The organism is Streptomyces sp. NPDC020489 (assembly GCF_044386545.1).
Taxonomy (GTDB): Bacteria; Actinomycetota; Actinomycetes; order Streptomycetales; family Streptomycetaceae; genus Streptomyces.
In genome coordinates this window covers 354,942-381,399 of sequence record NZ_JBIRUZ010000002.1, presented here as the reverse complement: position 1 = coordinate 381,399, position 26,458 = coordinate 354,942, and the positions used below count along the sequence as shown (strand labels likewise).

Sequence of the window (26,458 nt, the reverse complement as noted above, 5' to 3'; positions counted from 1 at the left end):
CTATGTCGACCGTGGTTGATCCCCGCTTCGAGGCCGATCAGCACCGACTGGCCGGCCGACACCTGGTCACCAGCGTCACCGCCCAGGACGAGATCGTGCGTGGCCACCTCGTGCACGGCACGCCCGTCCTGCCGGGCGTCTTCTTCCTCGACCTGGTCCTCAGGCTCCTGCGGCACGCAGGCGTGGACCCGGCCGCGGCCGAACTGCGCCGCTGCCTGTTCATCGCCCCCGTGGTGGCCGCCGGGGACCGCGACCGGCAACTGCAGATCGCCGTGGACTCCCCGTCCCCGCAGGGTGTGCTGCCGGTGACCGTGCGCAGCAGGCCGGTCAGCGCGGGAGTCGTGCTCGACGAGGCCTGGGAGACCAACTTCCAGGCGGAGATACGCCTTTCCGCGCCCGAACCGGCCGGACACGTCGACACCGACCGGCTCAAGGCGGCGGCCGACCAGATCTGCGACGCCGACGCGCTGTACGCCTTCGCCCGCCAAGTGGACATCCACCACCGGGACTTCATGAAGGTGGACGGCACCGTCTACCGCGGCGACGGCTACTCCCTCGGCGACGTCCGGCTCGGCCCCGACGCCCAGGAGTACCTGGACCACTTCCACATCCACCCGGTCACCCTGGACTTCTCCACCCTGGTGCCCTTCCTCCAGTTCGAGTCCGCACAGCGGGAACAGGCCGCGCGCCCCTTCATCCCGATCTACATCGAGTCGTTCCGCGCCCACGCCCCGCTCGGCGCCGCGGCGCAGGTGTACGTGCCGCGCGTGGAGCAGCGCGAGCTGGACGCCGAGACCGTCACCGCGGACCTGCACATCTGCCACCCGGACGGCAGCGTCGTCGCCCGCATCACCGGGTTCCGCGCCAAGCGCGTGCGCAGCGCCGACCTCATCACCCGGCTCGCCGAGGGCGCCACGACCCCCGCACAGCTCCCGCCCGCACCGCGCCCGCCGAAACCGGCCGACCCGCCGGCCGCGGAAGGGCAGCGCACGCTGGAGACGGCCATCAGCGACCTCGTGGCGGAGGCGCTCGGGAGCGGCGACGCGCCCATGGACCAGGACCGGGGCTTCTACGACCTAGGCCTGGACTCGGTGAACCTGCTCACGATCGCCGTGTCTCTGGAGAAGCTGCTCGACACCGAGCTGTACCCGACCCTGCTGTTCGAGTACCCCACCGTCAACAGCCTGGCCGCCCATCTGCGCGGCCAGGGACACACGCTGCCCGGCGGCACCCCCGCCCCCCAGGAACCGGTCGCCGATCAGGCCCCCGCCCCGCGGGCCGAGCCCCAGGGGGCGCCCCGGGCGGAACCGGCCCCGCACGCCCACGACGAGCCGATCGCCGTGGTGGGCCTCGCCGGACGCTACCCGGGCGCCGCCGACATCCGTGAGTTCTGGCAGGTGCTGCGGGACGGCCGCGACTGTGTCAGCGAGGTGCCGCCCACGCGCTGGGACCACACACCCTGGTTCGCGCCCGGCCGGCACATCAGCGGCAAGACCCATGGCAAGTGGGGCGGATTCCTCGAGGGCGTCGAGGACTTCGACCCGCTGTTCTTCAACATCTCCCCGCGCCAGGCCGAGTTGATGGACCCGCACGAGCGGCTCTTCCTGGAGACCGCCTGGCAGACCGTCGAGGACGCCGGATACACCCCCGAGCAACTCGTCGGGCAGACCGGTGGCGCGGTCGGCGTCTTCGCGGGCGTCATGTGGAACGACTACCAACTGCACGCCCTGGAGCAACTCGCCCGCGACAACCCGCAGATCGTGGCCTCCACCTTCTCGCTGATCACCAGTCGCGTCTCCTACGCCTTCGACTTCCGCGGCCCCAGCGTCTCCCTCGACACCGCCTGCTCGTCCTCGCTGACCACCATCCACCTGGCCTGCGAGGCGATACGGCGCGGTGAGTGCCGGGCGGCCCTGGCCGGCGGGGTCAACCTCTCCCTGCACCCCTTCAAGTACCTGCGGCTGGCGGAGAACAACCTGCTGTCCACCGACGGCCGTTGCCGGGTGTTCGGCGAGGGTGCCGACGGCTACGTGCCCGGCGAGGGCGTCGGCGCCGTGCTGCTGCGCCCGCTGTCCGAGGCCGAGGCGGCCGGCGACCACATCTACGGCGTCATCCGCGGCTCGGCCGTCCAGCACTCAGGGCGTACGAGCGGTTTCGCCGTGCCCAGTCCGGACGCGCAGGGCCGCGTGGTGCTGGAGGCGCTGCGCCGCGCCGACGTCGACGTCGAGACCATCACCAGCATCGAGGCGCACGGCGCCGGCACCACGCTAGGCGACCAGATCGAGATCGCCTCGCTCACCAAGGCCTACCGCCGCTCCACCGACCGGCGCGGCTTCTGCGCGGTCGGCTCGCTGAAGTCCAACGTCGGCCATCTGGAGGCCGCCGCGGGCATCGCCGCCCTCACCAAGGTGCTGTTGTCGATGCGGCACGGCACCATCGTGCCGACGCTGCACACCGAGCGGCTCAACCAGGAGATCCCCTTCGACGACAGCCCGTTCTACGTGGCGCGGGAACGCTCCGCCTGGCCCCGAGTCGTCGACCCGCGCACCGGACAGACGGCCCCGCGCCGCGCCGGGATCAGCGCCTTCGGGTTCGGCGGGGCCAATGTCCACATGGTGCTGGAGGAGTACCAGCCCGAGGGCGCCGCACCGTCGGACCGGCCCGCCGGGGCGCAGGTCGTCCCCCTGTCCGCCCGCACGCCAGAGGCCCTGCGGGTGCAGGCCGACCGGCTGCGCCGGTTCCTGAGCGAGGATCCGGACCTGCCCTTCGCCGATGTCGCCCACACGCTGCGCACCGGCCGCCGCGCCCTGGAGCACCGGCTCGCCGTGGTGGCCCACGACACCGCGGAGCTGGTGGAACTGCTCACCGCGTACGGCGCCGGACAGGCCGACCCCGCCCGGGTGTTCACCGGCCGCCCCGGGCGGGACGGCGGCGGCCGCGCGGACGGCGCCGACCCGGCGCGGACGGCCGCGGCGTGGGTCCGCGGCGCCGAGACCGACTGGGCGACGCGCAGCGGACGCCGCGTGCCGCTGCCGACGTACCCCTTCGAGCGCAAGCGGTGCTGGATCCCGATGGCTGACCCGGCCGCTCCGAGCCCGGCGCCGGACGGGGTCCGAGCCGTGACGGACGCCCCGGACCCGGTGGCCGTCACGTCGGGCCCGTCAGCGAACGGTGACGGTCCGGCGGTCGGTGGCGAACCGACGGCTCCCCCCGCGGCTCCTGCCGCCCACGCCCCCGCACCCGCTCCCACCGCCGTACCGGACGGCCTGCTCGTCTACGAACCGGTGTGGGCGCGGCGGGACCCCGAGGGGGGCACGCTGCCCGACGGCGTGCTGCTGGTGCTGGACGACGACTCCGCACGGGTCGCCGAACTGCGCCGCCGGGTGGCGGCGCGGGTGGTGGCGGTGCGTGCCGGGACGGGGTTCGCCCGGACGGGCGCGGATGAGTTCACCGTCGATCCGACCGCCGAGCAGGACCACCGAGCCGTCGCCCAGGCCCTGCGCGCCGAGGGCGCCGACCCGGCGGCGGTCCTGGACCTGTGGCCCCTGTCCGGGGCGCTCGGTCCGTCGGCGGCGCGCGACAGCGCCTTCGCCCTGGCGCGTGCCTGGCTGACCTCGTGCACGGCCACCGTGCCCGTGGTCTACGCCTACGCCTCGGACGCCGAGGACCCCGAGCACGCGGCCGTGGGCGGCCTGGCGCGCGGTGTCCGGCGTGAACAGCCCAAGCTGGCGCTGAAGACGGTGTGCCTGGACCCGGCGTTCGGCGTCGAGGAGCAGTGCCGGGCGGTCCTCGCGGAGGCCGTGGCCTGGCAGGACATCGAGGTACGGGTCCGGCGGGCGGGACGCGAGGTGCTCGGCTTCCGACGCGTGACGACCCCGGCCGCCTCCGATGTGCCCCTCGCCCGCGACGGCGGCACCTATCTGATCACCGGGGGCGCCGGCGGACTGGGCCGGCTGGTGGCCCGCCGCCTGGCCGAGCGGGCGCGCGTGCGGATCGCCCTGGTGGGCCGATCCGTACCCGGCGCGGAGCAGTCCGCGGCCGTCGCCGAACTCACCGCGCTGGGCGCACAGGCCCGCTACTACCCCTGTGACGTGACCGACCGCGCCGCCGTGGCGGACACCGTGGCGGCCGTCGTCGCCGACCTCGGCCCGCTCACCGGCGTCCTGCACGCCGCCGGAGTGGTCGAGGACGGGCTGCTGCTCCACAAGGACAGCACCGGCATCCAGCGGGTCACCGCGCCCAAGATCCTCGGCACCCGTCTGCTGGACGAGGCGACCCGGGACGCCTGCCTCGACTACTTCCTGCTGTTCTCCTCCACCACCTCGGTGCTCGGCACCATCGGCACCACCGACTACACCACCGGAAACCGCTACCTGGACTCCTTCGCCCACCTCCGCCAGGACCTGCGGGCCCGCGGCGAACGCCACGGCCGCACCCTGTCGGTCAACTGGCCCCTGTGGGCGGACGGCGGCATGCAGATCAACCCCGCGGTGGAGCAACCGGTGTTGGAGGTCAACGGCCTCGAACCGCTGAGTACGAGCGACGGACTGGCCGCGCTGGAGTTCGCCCTCGGCCACCCCGCCGCCCAGCTCGCCGTGTTCCGTGGGGACGTGCGGCGGCTGGAGCAGCGCCTCACCCTGCACCCCGACGCCCCGCCCGCCGCGCGACCCGGTGTCGACGCCGACGCGCTCTGCCAGGAGCTGGCGGGCATCTTCGCCGACGTGCTGAAGGTGCCGGTGGCGGACCTCGATCCGGAAGAGGATCTCAGCGACTACGGCGTGGACTCGATCGCCGCCATGCGGGTCCTCGATGTCGTCGAACAGCGCTACGGCACCGCCATCGTGCCCTCCGTGGTGGCCCGGCGCCGCACCCTGCGCGCCCTGGCCGATCACCTCGCCGGTGAACTCCCGGCGACGGTCAGCGACCCTGTCAGCGATCCGGTCAGCGCCGCGGTCCCGCAGCCGGACGCCCGCGACCGGGCTCCGCGAACGGCTCCCACACCGTCCGTCGCGCCGACACCGTCCGTGGCGCCGACACCTTCTGTCGCGCCGACAGCCCCGGCGACCGTGCGGCCCGACGCCGTCCGCGAGCGGCCCTCGGCCTCCGGGCGGATCGCTGTCGTGGCCGCGGCGGTGCGGCTCCCGGGTGCCGCCTCCGTGGAGGAGTTCTGGCAGAACCTCGTCCGTGGCATCCACTCCGTCTCCCGCACCCCGGCCGACCGCTGGTCGCCGGACTGGTTCGACAGGGCCGATCCGGACGTCGTCGAGGCTGCCCGGTGGGGTGGGTTCATCGAGGGGATCGACCGGTTCGACGCGGAGTTCTTCGGCATCAGCGAGCAGGACGCCGCCTGGATGGACCCCCAGCAGCGACTCTCCCTGGAACTGGCGCAGGAACTCCTCGACCGGGCCGGCTACGCCCGCAAGGAACTCGCCGGGGAACGTGTCGGGGTCTTCCTCGGCGTCGGTGCCAACGACTACGTCCGCCGCAACTGCATCGGCGGCCCGCCCACCACGCCACAACTCCTGGTCAGCGCCCTGCCCAACATGGTGGCGACCCAGATCAGCCACGTGTTCGACTTCCGTGGCCCGTCCCTGGCCGTGGACACGGCCTGCTCGTCCTCGCTGGTCGCCGTCCACCAGGCCGTGCAGAGCCTGCTCGCCGGTGAGTGCGACCACGCCGTCGCCGGCGGCTGCGAGCTGCTGCTCGATCCCTTCGTCTACCTCGGCCTCGGCCGCGCGGGGGTCCTCTCGCGGGACGGCCACAGCCGGGTGTTCGACCGCGAGGCCACCGGCACCGTGCCGGGCGAGGGGCTCGGCATGGTGCTCCTCAAGACCGAGGAGCAGGCCCTGCGCGACGGCGACCAGGTGCTCGCCACCCTGCTCGCGTCCGCCGTGAACAACGACGGCCGCACCCTCGGCCTGACCGCGCCCAGCCACGAGGCACAGACCGAACTGCTGCGCACCGCGTTGCGGGCGGCGCGCGTCGACTCGCCCTCGATCGGCTACCTGGAGGTCAACGGTTCGGCCAGCCGGTTCGGCGACCCGATCGAGATCCACGCGGCCGCCGAGGTCTACCGCGGCCTCGGCAGCGACTCCCAGCACTGCGCCGTGGGCTCGGTGAAGTCCAACGTGGGAGCGCTGCTGCACGCCGGCGGCATCGCGTCCCTGGTCAAGACGGTGCTCGCCGTCCAGCACGGCTATCTGCCCGCCACCTTGCACTGCGACGACCCCCACCCCCGGCTCGGCTTCGAACGCACCCCCTTCTACCCCGTCACCTCCGGCCGCCCCTGGCCGGAGACGACCGGGAGCCCGCGTCGCGCGGCGGTGTCCTCCTTCGGGTTCGGCGGCACCAACTGCCATGTGGTGCTGGAACAGGCCCCCGAGGGGCACACCCCGCGCCGCACCCCGCTCGCGCTCACCCGCTTCGACCGCAGGCGCCGTTGGATCACCGCCGGCGCGGGCAGCCCCGGCAGCGATCTGCCCCCGGCCAGCACCCCCCGCACCTACGGCGAGCCGCCCGCGGCCCGCACCGGACCAGACACCGCCACTGCCGCGGAGGCGACCCCCATGACCTCGGGCGACCCCGTCCTCGACGCCGTCACCGACCACCTCGACGAACTGGTCCGCGAACGACTGGGCACCCCGGTCCCGCCGGACCGGGCCGGATTCCTCGACCTCGGGCTCACCTCGGCGGACCTGATGGCCCTCAACGACCGCATCGAGAGCGACCTGGGCTGCGCACTCGTCCCGACCGTCTTCTTCCGCCACCCCGACGTGCCCCAGCTCGCCGCCCACCTGCGCGCCGAGTTCCCCGAGGAGACCGCCCGCCTAGCCCAGGCCGCCCAGACGCGACAGGCGCCGGAACCGGTCCTCGCCCGTACGGCGGAGCCGGTCACCTCGGGGCAGGCGGCCCCGGCACGGCCCGCCGACCGCCCGTCCGACGGGGCCATCGCCGTCATCGGCATGGCCGGACGCTTCCCGGGCGCCCACGACACCGCCACGCTCTGGCAGCGCCTGCTGAACGGCGACGACCTCGTCACCGATGTCCCGGCGGAGCGCTGGGACCACCGGGCGGTGTACGACCCCCAGGGCGGGGACGGCCGTACCGACTGCCCGCGTGGCGGCTTCGTCGCCGACGCCGACAGCTTCGACGCCGGGCTGTTCGGCATGTCCCGTGACGAGGCGCAGACCATGGACCCGCAGACCCGGCTGCTGCTGGAGGTGCTGTGGGAGACCGCCGAGGACGCCGCGGTCGCCGGGCGGCTGCGCGGCTCCGACACCGGTGTGTTCGTCGGCCGCTCCTTCCGCGACTACGAGGAGGAGATGATCCGCGCCGGGCACGCCGAGGGCCCGTACGCGCCGATCGGCACGGCGGTCTCCATGTCCGCCAACCGGCCCTCGCACTTCTTCGACCTCACCGGTCCGAGCCTCACCGTCGACACCGCGTGCTCCGGCTCGCTGTACGCCGTCCACCTCGCGGTGAACGCGCTGCGGCGCGGCGAGTGCCGGATGGCCCTCGCCGCCGGCACCAACCTCATCCTCACGCCCCGGCACTACACCCAGCTGTCCGCGATCGGCGCCCTGTCGCCGAGCGGCGCCTGCCACGCCTTCGACGACCGCGCCGACGGCTACGCGCCCGCCGAGGCGGTCGCGGCCGTCCTGCTCAAGCCGCTCGCCGACGCCCTGCGCGACGGCGATCCGGTGCACGCCGTGATCAAGGGCAGCGCCGTCAACCACGGCGGCCGAGCGGGTTCCGTCACCGCGCCCAACCCGGCCCGCCAGACAGACCTGTTGCGCGCCGCCTGGGCGGATGCGGGCATCAGCCCCGACACCCTCGGCTACCTCGAGGCCCACGGCACCGGCACCAGGCTCGGCGACCCGGTGGAGGTCGACGGTCTGACCGCCGCCTTCGCCGAACACACCTCCCGCAGCGGCTTCTGCGTCCTGGGCACCGCCAAGGCGCACCTCGGCCACACCGAGGCGGCCGCCGGCCTGACCGGCCTCATCAAGGCGGTCCTGACCGTCCGGCACGGCGTCCTGCCCGCCATGCCCGGCTACGCGCACCCCAACCCCTACTGCACGCTCGACGACGGGCCGCTGCGCGTCAACCGCTCCACCGAGCGGTGGGAAACCGCCGCCGGTACGCCGCGGCGGGCCGGGGTCAGCTCCTTCGGCTTCGGCGGGGCATACGCCCACGTCGTCCTCGAACAGGCCCCGCAGGCCCAGGAGTTCCGAGCGCCGACCGACGGGGTGATGGTGTTCCCGTACTCCGCCGCGGACGACGCCCGGTTGCGGGAGGTGATAGCCCGTCAGCGCAGCTTCGTCGCCGACTCGGACGTGCCGCTCGCCTCGATCGCCGCGACGCTCCAGCACGGCCGCTTCCCGCTCCCCGCCCGGGCCGTAGTGGTCGCCGCGGACCGGCGCTCGCTCCTTCGCGGCCTGGACGAACTGCTCGCCACGGGACTGACCGGTGACCGGGTACGGGTGATCGGCGGCAATCCCGAGGACGCCCCCGCGCGGGCCGCCCGCCTCTGGACGGACGGCACCACCGACACCTGGCCCGCGCTGCCGGAGGCGACGGCCCCACGCGTGTCCCTTCCCACGTACCCGTTCGCCCGCGAACGCCACGGACTGACCAGGCCGCCGGCCACGCTCGACCGCACACCCGCGCCTGCCTCAGGACCTGCGCCCACCACCCCGCCCACGGGACCCACCAGGCCCGACACCGTGCCGCACCCGGTGCCGGGCACCGCGCCCGGCACCTCCCTCGGGTCGGCCTCCGCCGCCGCGGCGGAACGCGCCGCCGACGCCTACCTGCGCGACGCCTCCTACGACGGCCGGAAGGTCGCCGCGGCCCTCAGAGAGCTCGGAGTCACCGCCGGCCGGATGCTCGACGCCGACCTGCGGGCCCGACTGGGCCGTGACCCGCTGGCCCCGGGAGCGCTGGACACGCTGGCCGCGGACCCGTCGTACGAGCGGCTGACCCGGGTGATCGAAGGCGTGCTGCGCCGCAGCCGCGCCGCCGATCCGAGCCCGTTCGCCGCGGGGGAACTGAAAGCCCTGCTCGCCCGGCACCCCGAACTCTCCGCCCACGTGCGTCTGGTGGCCGAGTGCCTGCCCGCGCTCCCCGACGTACTGGCCGGGCGGGTCGACCCGCTGGAGCTGTACTTCTCCGGCGAACACCCGGACGTCCTCGCGGACATCTACCGGGGCAACGCCATCGCCGACCACTACAATGAACTCGTCGCCCGTGCCGTGCACGGCTTCGTGAGCGCACGGCTCGCCGCCGAACCCGGCCGGCCGGTGCGGATCGTCGAGGCGGGCGCGGGCACCGGAGGCACCACCGACCGTGTGCTCCAGCTCCTCGCGACCCTCGGCCAGGACGTCGCGCGCGTCGACTACCGCTACACCGACGTCTCGGCCTCCTTCTTCCGCGCCGCCGAGCGCGAGTTCGGCGGCCGCGGGGTGCCGCTGCGCTTCGACGTGCTGGACCTGGAGGCCGATCCGGCGGAGCAGGGCTTCGCGCCCGGCTGCGCGGACCTGGTCCTGGCCGCCAACGTCGTGCACGCCACCCGACGGGTCTCCCGCAGCCTCGGCAGGCTGCGCGGCCTCCTGGCCGACGGGGGAGTGCTGGTGCTCAACGAGGTCACCTGCAATCTCGACTACCTGGCCCTGATGTTCGGGATGATCCCGGGCTGGTGGGCGTTCGAGGAACCGGCCGAACGCCTGCCCGGCGCCCCGCTCCTGGACGTCCCGCGCTGGCGCACGGCATTGGCGACGGCGGGATTCGACGGCGTGCGCGCGCTCGGCGCCGCCGGGCTGCCGGAGGACGAACTCGACCAGTCCGTGCTTCTGGCGGCGGCCAGCGGGCCGGTGCCCACCCCGGCCACGGGAGCCACACCCGCAGCGGCCGACTCGTCGACCGCCGCCGCACCGGTCGCGTCCGGAGCCGCCGCCGGGGACGGTGTGCTCCACCATCTCGCAAGCGTCTTCGCGGAGTTCCTGCGCGTACCCCTCGCCGACATGGACCCCACGGCGACCTTCGACCGGTACGGGCTGGACTCGCTCGGCGCGATCCAGCTGGTGCGAAGGCTGGAGCAGGACTTCGGCCCGCTGCCCAAGGTGTTGCTCTACGAATGCACCACGCTCGACGCTGTCGCCCGCCACCTGCGCGAGCACGCCCCCGACGCGTGTGCCCGCTTCACGGTCAGCGCGGCGGACACCCCTACGGCGGACTCTCCTTCGGCGGGCACCCCCGCGCCGCAACTGCGGCAACCGGACCAGGAGCCGACGCACACCGACGACCCGGCAGCCACCGACGATCCGGCAGTCACCATCGATCCGGCCGTCACCAAGAACCCGCCCGTCACCGACGACCCGGTGGTCATCGTCGGCCTGTCCGCCCGCTTTCCCGGCTCACCCGACCTGGACACCCTGTGGCGCAACCTGCACGACGGCGCCGACCTGGTCACCGAGATCCCCGCCGAGCGGTTCGACTGGCGGCGCATCTACGGCGACCCGGTGCGCACCCCCGGTCGCACCAACAGCAAATGGGGCGCCTTCATCGACGGTGTCGCCGAGTTCGACGCCGGGTTCTTCGGCATCTCCCCGCTGGAGGCCGACCTGATGGACCCCCAGCAGCGCCTCTTCCTCCAGGCCGCCTGGGCGGCGGTGGAGGACGCCGGGCACAGCCCCTCCTCGCTGCGTGGCACCCGCACCGGCGTGTTCGTCGGCGCCACCTCGCACGACTACGACGGCCACCTCACCGCGCTCGGCCGCGACCGCGAGGCCCACTCCAGCAGCGGTCTCGCCCACTGCATCATCGCCAACCGCGTCTCGTACCTGATGGATCTGCACGGGCCGAGCCAGTCCGTCGACACCGCCTGCTCCAGCTCCCTGTTCGCGTTCCACGCCGCCGTCCAGGCCATCCGCAGCGGTGACTGCGACCAGGCCATCGCGGGCGGCGTGCATCTGCTGCTCACCGAGCCGCTGTATGTCGCGCTCGGTCAGACCGGCATGCTCTCGCCCACCGGACGCTGCCGCACCTTCGACGAGTCCGCCGACGGATTCGTCCGCGGCGAGGGCGTGGCCGCCGTGCTGCTCAAGCCGCTGAGCCGGGCCCTGGCGGACGGTGACACCGTGCACGCGGTCGTCCGGGGCAGCGGCACCGGCCACGGCGGCCATGTCCAGTCCCTCACCGTGCCCAACCCCGCCGCTCAGGCCGGTCTGGTCTCCTCCGTGCTGCGCGGGGCCGGCGTCGACCCCCGCACGGTCAGTTACGTGGAGGCGCACGGCACCGGCACGGTCGTCGGCGACCCGATCGAGGTCCGGGGTCTGCGGCTGGCCTTCGCCGAACTCACCGGTGAGCGCGAGGTGCGCGAACCTTGGTGCGGTCTGGGCACCATCAAGTCCAACATGGGCCACCTGGAGGCGGCGGCCGGCATCGCGGGCCTGGTGAAGGTCGTCCTGGCGATGCGGCACGGCATCCTGCCCGCCAGCATCCACTACCAACGGCCCAACCCCCTGCTGGAGTTGGAGGGCAGCCCCTTCCACATCGTGGGCGCCACCCGGCCCTGGCACCGGCTCAAGGACGCCTCGGGCCAGGAAATTCCGCGCCGGGCAGGCATCAGCTCGATGGGCTTCGGTGGCGGCAACGCCCACGTCCTGCTGGAGGAACCGCCCCCGCGTGAGCCCGCCACCAGTGCGCCGTACGGACCCCGGCTCTTCGTACTCTCCGCACGCGACGAGGACCGACTGCGGGCAGCGGCCCGGCGCCTGGACGAACACCTGGGTCGTCATCAAGTCCCCCTGGACGACCTTGCGTTCACCCTCCAGGAGGGCCGCGACGCGATGACCGTGCGGTTGGCACTGGTCGCCGCTGATCAGGACGGACTGCGCGAGCAGCTCGACGCCTACCTCGAAGGCCGGCCCGGCCGGTACGTCACCGGGACGGCTTCACCGGGTGTCACGCTGCCGACGGGGCCCGTGCCGGCGGACCCGCTGGACTGGGGCCGGGCCTGGACCGCGGGCGCCGACATCGCCTGGTCCGCCTTGCGTGCGCCCGGCCTGTCCCCCCGGCGGGTCTCCCTGCCCGGCTACCCCTTCGCCCCGGAACGCCACTGGGCGGACCCCGTGCCCGGTGGTTCCCCGGGCGCCGCCGGCGCCGCGGAGCAGGTGTCCGCGGTGCCCGACACACGGCTTCAGGACGTCCTGGAGGCCTTGCAGCGCGGCGAGTTGACGGTCGACGAGGTCGACCGACTGATGGCCACGAGTGAGAACGGATCCCACGCATGAGCGCTGACTCCGCCCCCCCGCAGGGAGGTTCCCTCCGCCGCAGCATCCTCGCCCGGGTCGACGCGGGCGACCTCACGCCCGCCGAAGCCGTAGAACTGCTCAAGCCCGACGCGCACAGCCTGGCCCTGTTCCGCTCCCGGTGGTCGCCGAGGCCCGCCTCCCCGGCGTCGCGGCCCGGACCGTCCCGCGGGCTGGCGGTCGTGGCGAGCGACGCACGGTCCCTCGCCGCCGCCCCGGCCGGAGCGCTCCGTGTCGCCCTCGGCCCGGCGGAAGGGCTGCCCGAGGACGTCCACCGCATAGCCGACCGGGCCGACACCGCGGCCTGGGCAGCCCTGTGGGCGCGGCGCCGCACTGCGGGCGAGCCCGTGCGCCAGGCCGTGTTCCTGGTCGACGTGGCCGCCGAGGAGGCGGAGTACGCGCTGGACCCGGTCTTCGCGGCCGTGAAGGCACTGATCGCCGACAGGCAGGGCGACCCGCTGGACCTCGCCTGTGTGGTCGCCGGGCCCGGTCGCGAGTCGGTGGCCTCGGCCCTGGGCGGGTTCTGCCAGATCGCGGGCTTCGAGGACCGCCGCGTGCGCGCCGTCGCCATCGAGGCCCCGGACCTGCCCGCGGGAGGGGCCGGAGCCGAGGACGCCGTCCGTCTCGCGCTCGACGAACTCTCCCTGGCCCGGCCCGGATCCGCCCAGGTGCGCCGCGACCGGACGGGGCGGAGCCTGCGCGACGTCGAGCTCGTCGAGGCCCCGGCCGCGGACCGACCGGTCTTCCGGCGCGGCGGCACCTATCTGATCAGCGGCGGCGCGGGCGGTATCGCGCTGCGCCTGGCCGAACTGCTTGCCTCCCGCCACGGCGCCCGCTTCGTCCTGATGGGCCGCTCCGAGCCCGGCGAGCGGCAGCGCGCCGCCTGCGCGCGCATCGCCGAACTCGGCGGGCAGGCCCGTTACATCAGCGGCGACGTCCGCACACCGGCCGACGCCGAGGCCGCCGTCCGGCTGGCGGTGCGGGAGTTCGGCGCGCTGCACGGCGTGCTGCACTCAGCGGGCATCAACAACGACACGTACGTGGTCAACAAGGACCCCCGTGACGTCCTCGCCGTCACCGGCCCCAAGCTCGCCGGCGCCCGGAACCTCGACCTGGCCACCGCCGACCTGCCCCTGGACTTCTTCGCGCTGTTCTCCTCCACGGCCGCCTACCTGTGCATGGCCGGGCAGAGCGACTACGCCGCCGCCAACCGGGGCCTCGGCGGATTCGCCGCGACCCGTGAGGCCCTGGTGGCCCGGGGCGACCGCAGCGGACACACCGTGTCGGTGTGCTGGCCGCTGTGGAGCGGCGGCGGCATGGATCTGGAGGCGAGCGACAAGCGGGTCCTGCGCGAACTGCAAGGTATGGTCGCCATGCCCGCGGCCCAGGGCCTGGCCGCGCTGGAGGCGGCCCTGCGGGGCGAGGGCCCGGAGTGGCTCGTCGTCTACGGCGACCGGACGCGCGCGGCCGACTTCATCGCCGGGCGCATGGCGGACCGGACCCACGACACCGGCTCGGACGCCGAACCGCCGCACAGCACAGCCGACTTGACCACCGACGTCGAGCAGTGGCTGCTGCGGCTGGTGTCGGACACGGTGCGGCTGCCCCCGGGACGGCTGCGCCGCGAGCAGGAGTTCGCCACCATCGGCGTGGACTCCATCCTCATCCGCAAGCTCACCACCGTCCTCGAGGACGAACTGGGCCCACAACCCGTCACCCTCTTCTTCGAGTACCGCAACGTGGCCGAACTGGCCGCCCAGCTGATCCGCACCCACCGGGCCGAGCTGGCCCGACGCTTCACCACGCCCATGCCGGACGAAAAGACTCCGGCTCCGGCTCCGACTCCGGCCATCGTGCCCGCGCCCGCGCCCGCGCCGCCGTCGGACGCCATCGCCGTCGTCGGCCTGGCGGGACGCTATCCCGGCGGCGAGGACCTGGAGGAGTTCTGGCGTTCCCTGTCCGAGGGCCGCGACTGTGTCGGTCCCATCCCCGCGGACCGCTGGGACCACTCGGCCTACCACGCGCCAGGCGGCCGCCGGCCGGGCCTGGCGTACGGGGACCACGGCGGCTTCCTGAACGACGTGGCCCGCTTCGACGCCGCCTACTTCAGCATCTCCCCGCGCGAGGCCGAGCGCAGCGACCCCAAGGAACGGCTGTTCCTCGAGGTCGCCGCGAGCGCTTTGCAGGACGCCGGCTACTCCCGGAGCCTGCTCCAGGCGCGCACCCGCGACGCCCGCGGCCGACACGCCATCGGGGTGTTCGTCGGCGTCACCGGCTCCTCGTACGGGCTGCTGGGGGCGGAGGAGTGGGGCCGGGGCAATCGTGTGATCGCTCCGGCGATGGACTTCTCGGCGGCCAACCGGCTGTCGTACTGGCTGGACGCGCACGGGCCGAGCATGGTCGTGGACACCGCCTGCTCCGCCTCGCTCACCGCCCTCCACCTGGCCTGCGAGAGCCTCAGGTCGGGGGAGAGCCGGATCGCCGTCGCCGGCGGCGTCTGCGTCAACGTCCACCCCAGCAAGTGGGTGGTCCTCTCCGAACTGCGGATGCTCGCACCCGGCGGCCGCTGCCGGGCCTTCGGCGCGGGCGGCGACGGGTTCGTGCCCGGTGAGGGCGTGGGAGCCGTCGTCCTCAAGCCGCTGGCCGCCGCGATCGCGGACGGCGACCCGATCCGGGGCGTGATCCGCGGCACCGCCGTCAACCACGGCGGCCGCACCAACGGCTACACCGTGCCCAGCCCGAAGGCCCAGGGCTGGGTGGTCGCCGACGCCCTGCGCGCCGCCGGCGTCGACGCCCGCGACATCGGCTACGTCGAGGCCCACGGCACCGGCACCCCCCTCGGGGACCCGATCGAGGTGGAGGGACTGCGCCGGGCTTTCGGCGAGTACACCGACGCCACCGGCTTCTGCGCCCTCGGCTCGGTGAAGTCCAACATCGGACACACCGAGTCGGCGGCGGGCATCGCCGGGCTCACCAAGATTCTGCTGCAGATGGAGCACGGCACCCTCGCGCCCACCCTGCACTGCGACGAGGTGAATCCGGCCCTGGACCTCGCCGGCACCCCGTTCGTGCTGCCCCGCACCGCCCGCTCCTGGCAGCGGGCCGAGGGCCGGCCGCGGCTGGCCGCGCTCAGCTCGTTCGGCGCGGGCGGCGCCAACGGCCATGCGGTGGTGGAGGAGTACGTGCCCGCCCCCGCCACCGGGCCGGATCGGTCGGAAGGGCCCGAGCTGATCGTTCTGTCCGCCGACACCGAGGAGCAGCTGCGGACCGCGGCCGAGCGCCTGGCCGACCGGTTGGCCAGGCCCGGCGCCGACGCCCTGCCGCTCGCCTCCGTCGCCGTCACCCTGCAACAGGGCCGTGAGCACCTGACCCACCGGCTCGCCCTGGTCGCGCACAGCGTCGCCGAGATCCCCCCTGCCCTGCGCGATCACCTCGCGGGACGCGAGGTCCCCGGCCTGCTCACGGGGCGCGCCGATCCGGCCGCGCCGGGCGAGGAGAACCCCGACCGGCTGCGGCAGTTGGCCCGCAGTGGCTCGCCCGACAGCCTCGCCCGCGCCTACACGGCCGGGGCCGACATCCCCTGGGAGCAGGCGGACCGGGCGGGTGTGCGGCGCCTCGCCCTGCCGACCTACCCGTTCGCGGGCGGACGCCACTGGATCCGTACCACCACCTCCGGCCGGCCCGAGCCGGTGGCCGCGCTCACCTCGGCAGAGGCGCCCAACACGGTGACGGTCCGTCTGGACCCCGCCGATCCGCTCGTCGCCGACCATCTCGTCGACGGACGTCGCATCGTCGCTGGCGTCCTCCAACTGGAGCTCGCCCGCGCCGCCGCCGGCGCCCGAGCACCCGTGGCCCTGACGGACGTGCGCTGGCGGGTGCCGCTGGAGGTGGCCGAGGGCGGCACGGACGTACGGGTCGTCCTGACCGAGGTCCCGCACGGAACGGCGTACGAGATCGTCACCGGTGACGGCGGCACGCGAACCGTGCACAGCACCGGCACGCTGGTCGTCGCAGACCAGGAGCCGCCCGGAACGCTGCTGCTGCACGCCCTTCGCGCCCGCTGCCGCAGCACGGTTCCCGGCCACGAGCTGTACATGCGCGCTGCCGCGGCAGGCCTGGAGTACGGGCCCGCGTACCGCCGGGTGCGGACCCTGCTGTGCGGCGACGGCGAGGCGGCGGTCGAACTCGAGCCGGACGGCGCCACCGGAGCCCCGGGCACCCTGCCCGCCGGGCTGATCGACAGCGCCCTGCACGCCGTCCAGGGCATCCTCCCGGAGGCTCTCGCCGCCCGCGCCCCGGTCCCGGCGACCGCGGGGGCAGTGCGGCTGCTCGGCGACCCCACCACCGCTCGGCACGCCCACGCCCGGCTGCTGCGCGCCGACGACACGAGCGCCCGTTGCCAGGTGGTCGTCGCCGACGACAGCGGTCGACCGGTGCTGGTCCTGGACGACTTCACCGTCGCCGCCCGCCCCGGCGGGGACCCCGTCCACTACCTCAGCCCGCGTTGGACCGCGATCGGGGCACCGCCCCGCGCGCACGGGACGCGGGGCCGTGCCCTGGTGCTTTCCACCCCCGACGACTTCCGTCTGGGCGCACGGCTCGCCGCACGTTTCCCGGGCGCGGTGACCGCCGACCTGAGCCGGCTCGACGCCGCCACCGATCTGCCGCGACTGCTGGACGCGGCGGGACCCGAGCCCGATGTGTACTTCCTCGGCGGAGTCGACGCCGTCCGCTACAGCCACGAGGACCTGGCCCACCTGGAGCGCAGCCAGCAGCACGGCGCGATCGCCCTGTTCCACCTGGCGCGCGCCCTCGCCACGGCCCGCCCGCGCGGAGCCCGGCTGACCGTGGTCACCAGCGGGGTCCAGCAGATCGACCCGGCCCGCCCCGCGCGCAACCCCTTCGCCGCCTCGCTGATCGGGCTCACCAGATCACTGTCCAGGGAACTGCCGTTCCTCGACACCGGACTCCTCGACCTCGACCCGGACGAACTGGCCTCGCACCAAGGCGACATGGACGGTGAAGCCGGGGCCGCCCTCCTGGACGCGGTTGCCTCGGCCGCCGCCGAGGGTCCCGTGGCCGAGCGCGCCCTGCGAGGCGGGGTGTTGCTGGAGTGCGAGCTGGGCGCGGTGGAGCTGCCCGCCGTCCGCGAAGAGGCCCTGCCGCTGCGCAAGGCCGGCCGGTACCTCGTACTCGGCGGAGCGGGTGGGCTCGGCTCGGTGATCGCCCGTCACCTCGCCGAGCGGTACGGCGCACGCCTGTTGCTCGTCGGGCGTCGGCCCGCCGACGCGCTGACCGAGGGATACCTCGACGGACTGCGCAGGGCCGGAGGTGACGTGCACTACGCGTCGGCCGATGTGGCCGACGCCGAGGCCATGCGCCGGGTCGTGCGGACGGCGGACACGCGTTTCGGTGGCGTCGACGGCGTCATCCACTCGGCGTTCGTCCTCGCGGACCGCACGCTGGAGCGAATGGACGAGCCGACCTTCCGGGCCGTCCTCGACCCCAAGGTGCGCGGCACGGCCGTACTGGAACAGGTCCTCGCCGACCGGGAACTGGACTTCATCGCCCTGTTCTCCTCCGCCATCTCCCACACCGCCAACGCCGGCCAGGCCAACTACGCCGCCGGATCCACCTTCCAGGACGCCTTCGGCCGCTATCTGGCCGCCCGGCTCGGCCGTCGCGTCCGCCTGTTCAACTGGGGGTTCTGGGGCGAGAGCGGCTCCGTCGCCACCGACGACTACCGGACGCGGATCAGCCGCTCCGGGGTCGAACCGCTCACCGACGAACAGGGCCTGGGAGCGTTCCGTCGGGTCATGGGCGCCCCGGTCACCCAGGTCGCGCCGATCCGGCTCACCACGCCGCCCGGCGGGGACATACGGCTGCTCGCCCCGGTCCCGGGTCCCGACCTGGCCCGCGCCTCCGGCCGTGGCGCCGCGGACACCCTGACCAGCGTGGACGCGGGGTCGCTGCCGGGCGGCGACTACTTCGACCGTGTCGAGCGACTCGCCCGCCGGCAGATCATGGACGCGCTGCGCGGCCCGGCCGGACTACGGGCGGGGGCGCGGGCCGAGCCGGACCGGCTCGCCGAGCGGCTGGGCGTCGTCCCCGGCCAACGCCGCCTGCTCGACGCCACCTTGACGGCACTGCGCCACGGAGGCCACATCACCACCGAGGGCACCGTCACGGACACCGGTGAGGACGCCGGTGCGCTGCGCGCCGAGGTGGCCGCCGCGTACCCGCACAGCGCGGGCGCCCTGGAACTCATCGCTGACTGCGCCGCAGCGCTGCCCGACGTGCTCGCCGGCCGCCGCAGCGGACTGGAGGTGCTGTTCCCCGGCGGCTCCGACCACCGCCTGGCGCCGCTGTACCACGACGACCCGAGGTCGGCGTACTTCAACGCCGCCTGCGCGGGCGCCGTCCGGGCGGCCGTGGCCCGCGTGCTGGACGCCGACCCCGGCGCCCGGGTGTCGGTCCTGGAGGTCGGGGCCGGCACCGGCGGCACCAGCCGACCCGTACTGGAGGCCCTCGCACCGTACGCGGACCGGATCGGCTACGACTACACGGACCTCGCCACCGGCCTGGTGCGCCGCGCGGAGCAACGCCTGGGCGCCGAGCATCCGTTCGTCCACTTCCGGGTGCTCGACATCGCCGCCGAGCCGGAGCAGCAGGGCTTCCGCGACGGCGGCTGGGACGTGGTGCTCGCCGCGAACGTCCTGCACGCCACCCCCGACCTGCGCCGCACCCTCGCCCACGCCCGCCGACTGCTGCGGCCGGGCGGCGTGTTGATACTGAACGAGGCCACCCGGGTGCTCGACTCCGTCAACGTCGTCTTCGGACTGACCGACGGCTGGTGGGCCTACACGGACGGTGAACTGCGGCTCCCGCACTCGCCGTTGCTCGGCCCCGGTGCCTGGCGGGCCGTGCTGGCCGCAGCCGGCTTCCGTGACGTCCAGGCCTACGGCGTGCCAGGCGTGCCCGGCGCGGAATCGGGTCAGCACATCGTGATCGCCGAGCGGGACGCGTGGGCCCATGTGGGCCCTGCGAAGGCGGTCCCGGTTAAGGCACCCTCAGTGACCGACACGCAGGTGACGGCAGGTCCGGCACGTGCGGGCCGTCCGGCACGGGAAGGCGCGGACGACGTCCACCGCAGGGCGGTCGTCTGGCTGACCGAGGCCTTCGCCGACAGCTTGCGCATGCAGGCCACGGACCTGGACGCGGGTGCGCCGCTGGAGGTCTACGGCGCCGACTCGCTGATCACCATGGAGATCGCCGACCGCGTGGAGCGGGAACTCGGCGCGGTCAGTGGCCCGTTGCCGTTCATCGGGGGGACGATCGGCTCCGTCGCCGAGGCTCTCGTCGCCTCGGGGGTGTTCACGGACGAGGGCCGCGGGGACTCCACGGAGCCCGTCCAGGCGGCGCCGACAGAGCAGTCCGCCGCGGTCCAGGAGCCCGTCGCGGCCGGACAGGCCCTGGCCTCCCCGGCACCCGAGGAGCGGCCCACGGCCACCGGCGGCGAGCGCCCCGCCACCGGCCGACGTACCGCCGTGGCGCCGGACCCGTCCGATGGCGCGCGCCGGGCCGAACCCGTGGCCATCGTCGGGATCGCGGGCCGCTACCCCGGCGCCGACGACCTGGAGACCTTCTGGGAGAACCTCCGCAGCGGCCGACGCTGCCTGGTCGAGGTGCCGACGGAGCGCTGGACGGCTGCCGAGCACCAGGACGCTCCCGGCCGTACCCCGCACCGCTGGGGCGGCTTCCTGCACGGCGTGGACCTGTTCGACCCGCTGGTGTTCCGCATGTCGCCCCGCGAGGCGGAGCGGACGGACCCGCAGGAGCGGCTGTTCCTGCGCTGTGTCTGGGAGGCACTGGAGGACGCCGGCAGCACCGCGGCGCGGCTGACCGCCCAGGCCGGCCCCGCGGGCGTCGGTGTGTTCGTCGGCGCGTCCGGCGCCCCGTACCAGCAGCTCGCCCTCGAACGCTGGGGTCGAGGGCACCGTGAGGCGCCGCCCTCCGGTCCCTGGTCGGTCGCGAACCGGGTCTCGCACGTGTTCGGGTTCGGCGGGCCCAGTCTGGCCGTGGACACGGCCTGCTCGTCGTCGCTGACCGCCGTGCACCTGGCGTGCCAGGCCCTGCGGGAGGGCGACTGCGAGGCGGCCGTGGTGGGCGGGGTGAGTCTGATCCTGCACGCGTCCCACCATCTGGCCCTGTCCGCGGCGACCATGCTGTCCTCCGACGGCCGCAGCCGGGCCTTCAGCACCGAGGCCGACGGATTCACCACAGGCGAGGGCGTCGGCGCGATGGTCCTCAAACCCCTGCGTGCCGCCCTGCGCGACGGTGACCGGGTGCACGCCGTACTGCTCGCCTCCGGCGCCAACGCCAACGGGCCCGAGGGTGCCTACGCCTCGCCCGACGGCACCGCTCAGACGCGCCTGCTGCGCACCGTGCTCGACCGGGCGGGGCTGGGTCCGCATGACATCCAGTACGTGGAGGCGGCCGCGTCCGGGTCCCCGCTGGCCGACCCGCTCGAGGCGGCCGCCCTCGGTGAGGTGTACGGGTCCGGTGGGCGCGGCCTGTCGGTGGGGTCCGTCAAGCCCGCCATCGGCCACCTGGAAGCCGCGTCCGGCATGGCGCAGTTGACCAAGGTGGTCCTCCAGATGCGGCACGGACGCCTGGCGCCGACCCTGGACTGCGATCCGGTACGTCCGGACGTCGAGGCAGCGGGGCTGCGCCTGGTCCGCGAGGAGACCGAGTGGGCCCGGCCGACCGATGGTCAGCGACGGGCCGCGATCAGCGCCTTCGGTGCCGGGGGCGCCAACGCGCACCTCATCGTCGAGGAGGCGCCACCCGTCCCGCCGCGCGCGACCGGTGGTCCCGCCCGCCCCCAGGTGATCGTGGTCTCGGCGAACCGGGAGGAACAGCTCCGCGTCGCCGTACGGCGGCTGCGTGACCGGCTGGCCACCGCCGACCCCGCGCTGCCGCTGCCGGACGTGGCCCGCACCCTCCAACTGGGCCGCGCCGCCCTGCCGTACCGACTCGCCTTCGTCGCCCCTGACACCGTCGCCGCTGTGACGGCGCTGACCGCCCATCTCGACGGCCACGGGAGGGAACACGGCGTGATCACCGGCCGTGCGGGCCGTACCGCGCGCCCCTTCCATCGAACCGACGATGTCGCGGCGCTCGCCGCCGCCTGGGTCTCAGGCGAGGACGTCGACTGGACCGAGCAGGACCGCGACCAGGAACGCGCGGTCGTCTCGCTGCCCCACTACCCCTTCGCCGAGGAGCGTCACTGGATGCCCGACATACCGGCACCGCACCCGACTTCGGACATCGCCGCCGCCGTACCGCGGCTCACCCCCGACACGTGGTCCGCTCAGGCCGCCGTACCGGGGCTCGCGCCCGAGCCGGGGCCCGCTCTGGCCGTCCTGCCGCCCGACCCGGCCTCCGGCTCCGCGCCCGTCACGCACCCTGCCGTCTCGTCCACCGAGCGGGTACGAGCCGCCGTCGTGGCCGCGATCGGCGAGGTGCTCGGGGTCAGGTCCCAGGACCTCGACTTCGCTGACCGGCTCAGCGACTACGGGTTCGACTCGGTCAGCGTGATGACCCTGGCCGCGCGACTGGAGGCTGATCTCGGCGTACCGGTCAGCCCCACGGCCCTGTACGCGGCACCTGATCTGGCGGGTCTGGTCGACCTGCTCGCGGTGCCGCCCGCGGCACCGCAGATCGCGCCCACGGCACCGCAAGTCGCGCCCCATGCACCGCAAGTCGCACCCACGGAACCGCAGGCCGCGCCGCCCACCCTGGTCGGCGAGCATGCCGCCCGGCTCGGTCCCGGGGCCGGCCCGGAAGTCGCAGAGCCGCGTACCGGACCGGAGCCCGTGGCGATCGTCGGCATGGCCGGCGCGTTCCCCGGCAGCCCGGACCTGGAGTCCTTCTGGGCCAACCTCGTCGCGGGCCGGGATCTCGTCGGCGCCGCCCCGTCCGGGCGCCCACAGGCGAGCACGCCCGGTGGGACCGGCGGATTCCTCAGCGACATCGACCACTTCGACGCCGAGTTCTTCCGCATCTCCCCGCGCGAGGCACGGCTGATGGACCCCCAGCACCGCCTCTTCCTCCAGACGGCCTGGCACGCCGTCGAGGACGCGGGGCACGACCCGCGCCGCCTCGCCGGCAGCGACACCGGGGTGTTCATCGGGGTCGCGTCCTCGGAGTACTCCCAGCTGCTGCTCTCCCGCGGTGTGCCGGTGGACGGGCAGATGGCGACCGGCAACGAGCACAGCGTGCTCGCGGGCCGCCTGTCCTTCCTGCTGGACCTGCACGGCCCCAGCGAGCCGGTGGACACCGCCTGCTCCAGCAGCCTGGTGGCGGTGCACCGGGCCGTGCGGGCCATCCAGGACGGCGACTGCTCGGCGGCCCTGGTCGGCGGCGTCAACCTCATCCTCAACGCCAACGGCTACGAGGCGTTCGGCAGTTCGGGGATGCTCGCCGGTGACGGGCGCTGCAAGACCTTCGACCACCGGGCCGACGGCTACGCGCGCGGCGAGGGCGTCGGAGCGCTGTTCCTCAAGCCGCTCAGCCGGGCCGAGGCCGACGGCGACACTGTCCACGCCGTGATCCTGGGCAGCGCGGTCAACCACGGCGGCCGGGCCACCTCCCTGACCGCGCCCAACCCGGCGGCCCAGGCGGCCGTGATCGGCGCCGCGCTCAGGCGGGCCGGTGTCGGAGCCGACACGATCGGCTACGTCGAGGCGCACGGCACGGGTACACCGCTCGGCGACCCCATCGAGGTGGAGGGCCTGACCCGGGCGTTCCGCGACCACGGGTGGGACGGTTCGGGTCGGCACTGTGCCCTGGGCACGGTGAAGACCAGCGTCGGCCACCTGGAGACGGCGGCCGGCATCGCGGGTCTGATCAAGACCGTGCTGGCGATGCGGCACCGCATCCTGCCGCCGCTGCTGCACCTGGAACGCCCCAACCCGCTGCTGGAACTGGAGCGCAGCCCCTTCCACCTGGTGGACACGGCCGTGCCCTGGGAGCGGCGCTCCACCGGGGACCGGGAGCTGCCGCGCCGCGCCGGAGTCAGTTCCTTCGGCTTCGGGGGCGCCAACGCCCATGTGGTCCTGGAGGAGTACCCCGACCGGCGCTCCGCTCCGGCCGCCGGCGGAGCGCAGCTGATCGTGCTGAGCGCCCTGGACGAGGAGCGGCTCGGCGCGTACGCAGCCCGTCTGCTGGACCACGTACGACGCGTCCTCATGCGGGGCTCCGACGGGGGCGCCGCACTGGCCGACCTGGCCTGGACCCTCCAGACGGGACGCTCCGAACTGCCCAGCCGGCTGGCGTTGGTGGTGTCCTCCCTGCCCGACCTGGTCGCGGCGCTGGAGGCCGTGGCCGACGGCACACCCGGGGAGAACCTGTTCCGCGGCCATGCCGGTGCCTCGGCCGACGACCTGGCCCTCGCCGACCCGGACCCGGCGCGCCTGCTGGCCGACGGCAGGGAGGAGGGCCTACGGCGGGTCGGCGCGCTGTGGGTCCGCGGCGCCCGCTTCGAGTGGCCCGCGCTGCACGACAACGACCGCCGGCCCGTCCGGCTCCACCTGCCGACCTACCCCTTCGCCCGGCAGAGCCACTGGCTGCCCGAAACGGCCTCGCAGAGCGCCGGCACGGCCCCGCTGCCCACACCCGTCGCGTCCGAACGCAAGGCAGCTCCCGCCCGGACGGCACCGGAGACAGCGCCGCTGCCGACGCCCGAGCCGCCGACCCCGAAGCCCGTGACCACGCGGCGGGTGCCGCAGCCGACGGGAGAGCGGCCGCCCGTGGAGCCGGTGACGGCGGAGCTGCCTCCCTTGGAGCCGGTGACTTCCCAGAACCGGCCGACGGCAGAGCTGCCGCCCCTGGCGCCGGTGACGACTCCCCAGGACCCGCCGACGGCCGGGACCGCGGCCTCGGAACCCATGACAACACCCTCGTCGGTGACCGCGTCGCCCACCGACGCCGTGCAGGACCTGCGGGCCATCATCGCCGAGGGCGTCGGCATGCCCCCTGAGAGCCTCGACGTCGACCGGGACTTCGCCTCGTACGGCATCGACTCGATCGCGGCGCTGCGCATCATGCAGCGTGTACAGGCGCACTTCGGTGACGACGTCCCGATGGCGGCCATCTTCGAGTTCGCCACCGTCAGGAAGCTCGCCGCACACCTGGCCGAGGAGGGCCTGGCGTCGCAGGCGGCGCCGGTCGCGCAACTCCCCGACCGTTCCGGCGAGGCGCCCGGTGGTGCGGGGCAGCCGTCCACCGCCCCGACGCCGGGTGAGGCCGCCGACAAGGGGACGGGTGGTGCCCGGTCGCCGCAGTCGGTCCCCGCCCCCGAACCGCCGGCCGTTTGCAGGGTCTTCGAACTCACCGACCCGGCCGACCCGGACGCGACCCCCGTCTTCGCCGTCCACGGCGGCACCGGTGAACTGAGCTGGCTGACCCATCTGCTCGACGGTCTCAGTGACGGCGGAGCCGTCCTCGGCGTCCAGGCGCCCGGATTCCCGAACCGGGCGCCCGACCCCGGCCTGTCGATCGACGCACTCGGCGGCATGTACGCCGCGGAAATCCTCAGGACGCGGCCGGCGGGACCGTTCCGGCTGGCCGGGCACGCCACGGGAGCGCTCGTGGCGATCGAGACGGCCCGTGCGCTGGCCAGCCAGGGGCATGAGATCGAGCGCCTGACCCTGATCGACCCGGCCACCCCGGGCGGCGACGAGGCCGGATCGGAGGCCGATCACCTGCGGGCCGCCGCCCTGGTCCTCGGCGAGGCCTGGGGAGCCCAGGAGTCCCTGGCGCAGCGGCTCGCGCCCGCCCGTACCGCTGCCGAGGCCGCCGGTCTCCTGCGGGAGCTGGCCGAACCGCCCATGTCGCAGGAGAAGTTGACCACGTGGCTGACGGCGGCGGGCGCGTGGCACGCGGCGCTCGCCCGGGCCGCGACCGCGTACGCACCGGCTCCCCTCACGGACGCGGACCGCACCCTGGTCGTCACCACCGCCGACGCCGAGCCCACCGACTGGCAGCGCCTGATCGTGCCGCCGCCGCTGGTGCTCGAACTCCCCGCCGGGACAGGTCTGTTGAGTGACCACGATGTCGTCACCTGGCTGCGTGACGCCGATCGGGGCGTGGTCGCCGGGTCCGGAACGAGCGCGGACGACGACACGGCGCCGGCTGGAACGGACGAGCCCGTCGAGTTCGACACCGCCGACGAGAACGAGGACGAGGACGAGGGCGCCCACCTGGTCTCCGTCAACGGCGGCGGCCGGCGCCCTGCCACCTTCTGGACCCACCACCTCTTCGGTGACGTCAGCTACTGCGTCTACCTCTCCCGCCACCTGGGCTCCGACTACCCGGTCTTCGCCCTGGAACAGGTCGACTACCAACTCGCCTTCCGTTCCTTCGACGACATCCAGCAGATGAGCTCCGCCTATCTGGCCGCGTTGCGGGAGCGTCGGCCGCACGGCCCGTACCGGATCGGCGGCTGCTCCTTCGGCGGGGTGGTCGCCTACGAGATGACCCAGCAACTGCTGGCGGCGGGGGAGGAGGTGTCGCACCTGTACCTGGTGGACCCGCTGATGCCGGGCACCGGCGCGTGGGACGGCGTGGACGCCAGCGGGATCGAGGAGAGCGAGGGGGAGAACCTGGCGCTGATGCTGATCGGCAACTCCGCCTGCCAGTTGTGGCGGGTGGACGAGCAGATCGGCGTCGAGAAGCTGCACGGCCTCACCCTGGACGAGCAGTTCACCGCGATGGCCGAGCACGTCGTCGCCAACTCGCCCGCCACGCTGGCCCACGACCACGTGCTGAAGCTGATGCGCAGCAAGTGGGACGTGCTTCAGCTCAACGGCAAACTCCTCGACGGCTACCAGGCGGTTCCCCTGCGGGCGCCGGTGGACGTCACCGTCTTCCACGCGAGCCGCGGCTTCTCCGCGGAGGGCAACCCGTTCGGCATGCCGGCCATCCCCCGCACCGACGGGGACACCAGCAACGGGCTCGCCGGGCTGGTCCCGGAGCGTGATCTGACCGTCCATGTCATGGACGCCGACCACTTCACCATCGTGCTGGAGGAGAACCTCCAGCGGATCGCGGGCCTGCTGCGCCCCTCACTGGACGGGGAGTGA

General features: G+C 74.3%; 2 protein-coding genes. Both read left to right on the top strand.

Annotation, left to right across the window (positions count from 1 at the left end):
* The first annotated feature begins 2 nt into the window (after positions 1-2).
* Positions 3-12,293 (top strand): SDR family NAD(P)-dependent oxidoreductase, encoded by a 12,291-nt coding sequence (locus tag ACH41F_RS05485; RefSeq protein WP_398833177.1) that lies wholly within the window; start codon positions 3-5, stop codon positions 12,291-12,293.
* Positions 12,290-26,458 carry an SDR family NAD(P)-dependent oxidoreductase gene (locus ACH41F_RS05480; protein WP_398833174.1) on the top strand — a complete coding sequence of 4,723 codons (14,169 nt, stop codon included), beginning with the start codon at positions 12,290-12,292 and terminating at the stop codon, positions 26,456-26,458. Before ACH41F_RS05485 ends, ACH41F_RS05480 begins: the two co-directional genes overlap by 4 nt.

Coding starts and splice junctions, on each gene's coding strand:
- ACH41F_RS05485 (WP_398833177.1), top strand. CDS start 3: ATGTCGACCGTGGTTGATCCCCGCTTCGAGGCCGATCAGCACCGACTG.
- ACH41F_RS05480 (WP_398833174.1), top strand. CDS start 12,290: ATGAGCGCTGACTCCGCCCCCCCGCAGGGAGGTTCCCTCCGCCGCAGC.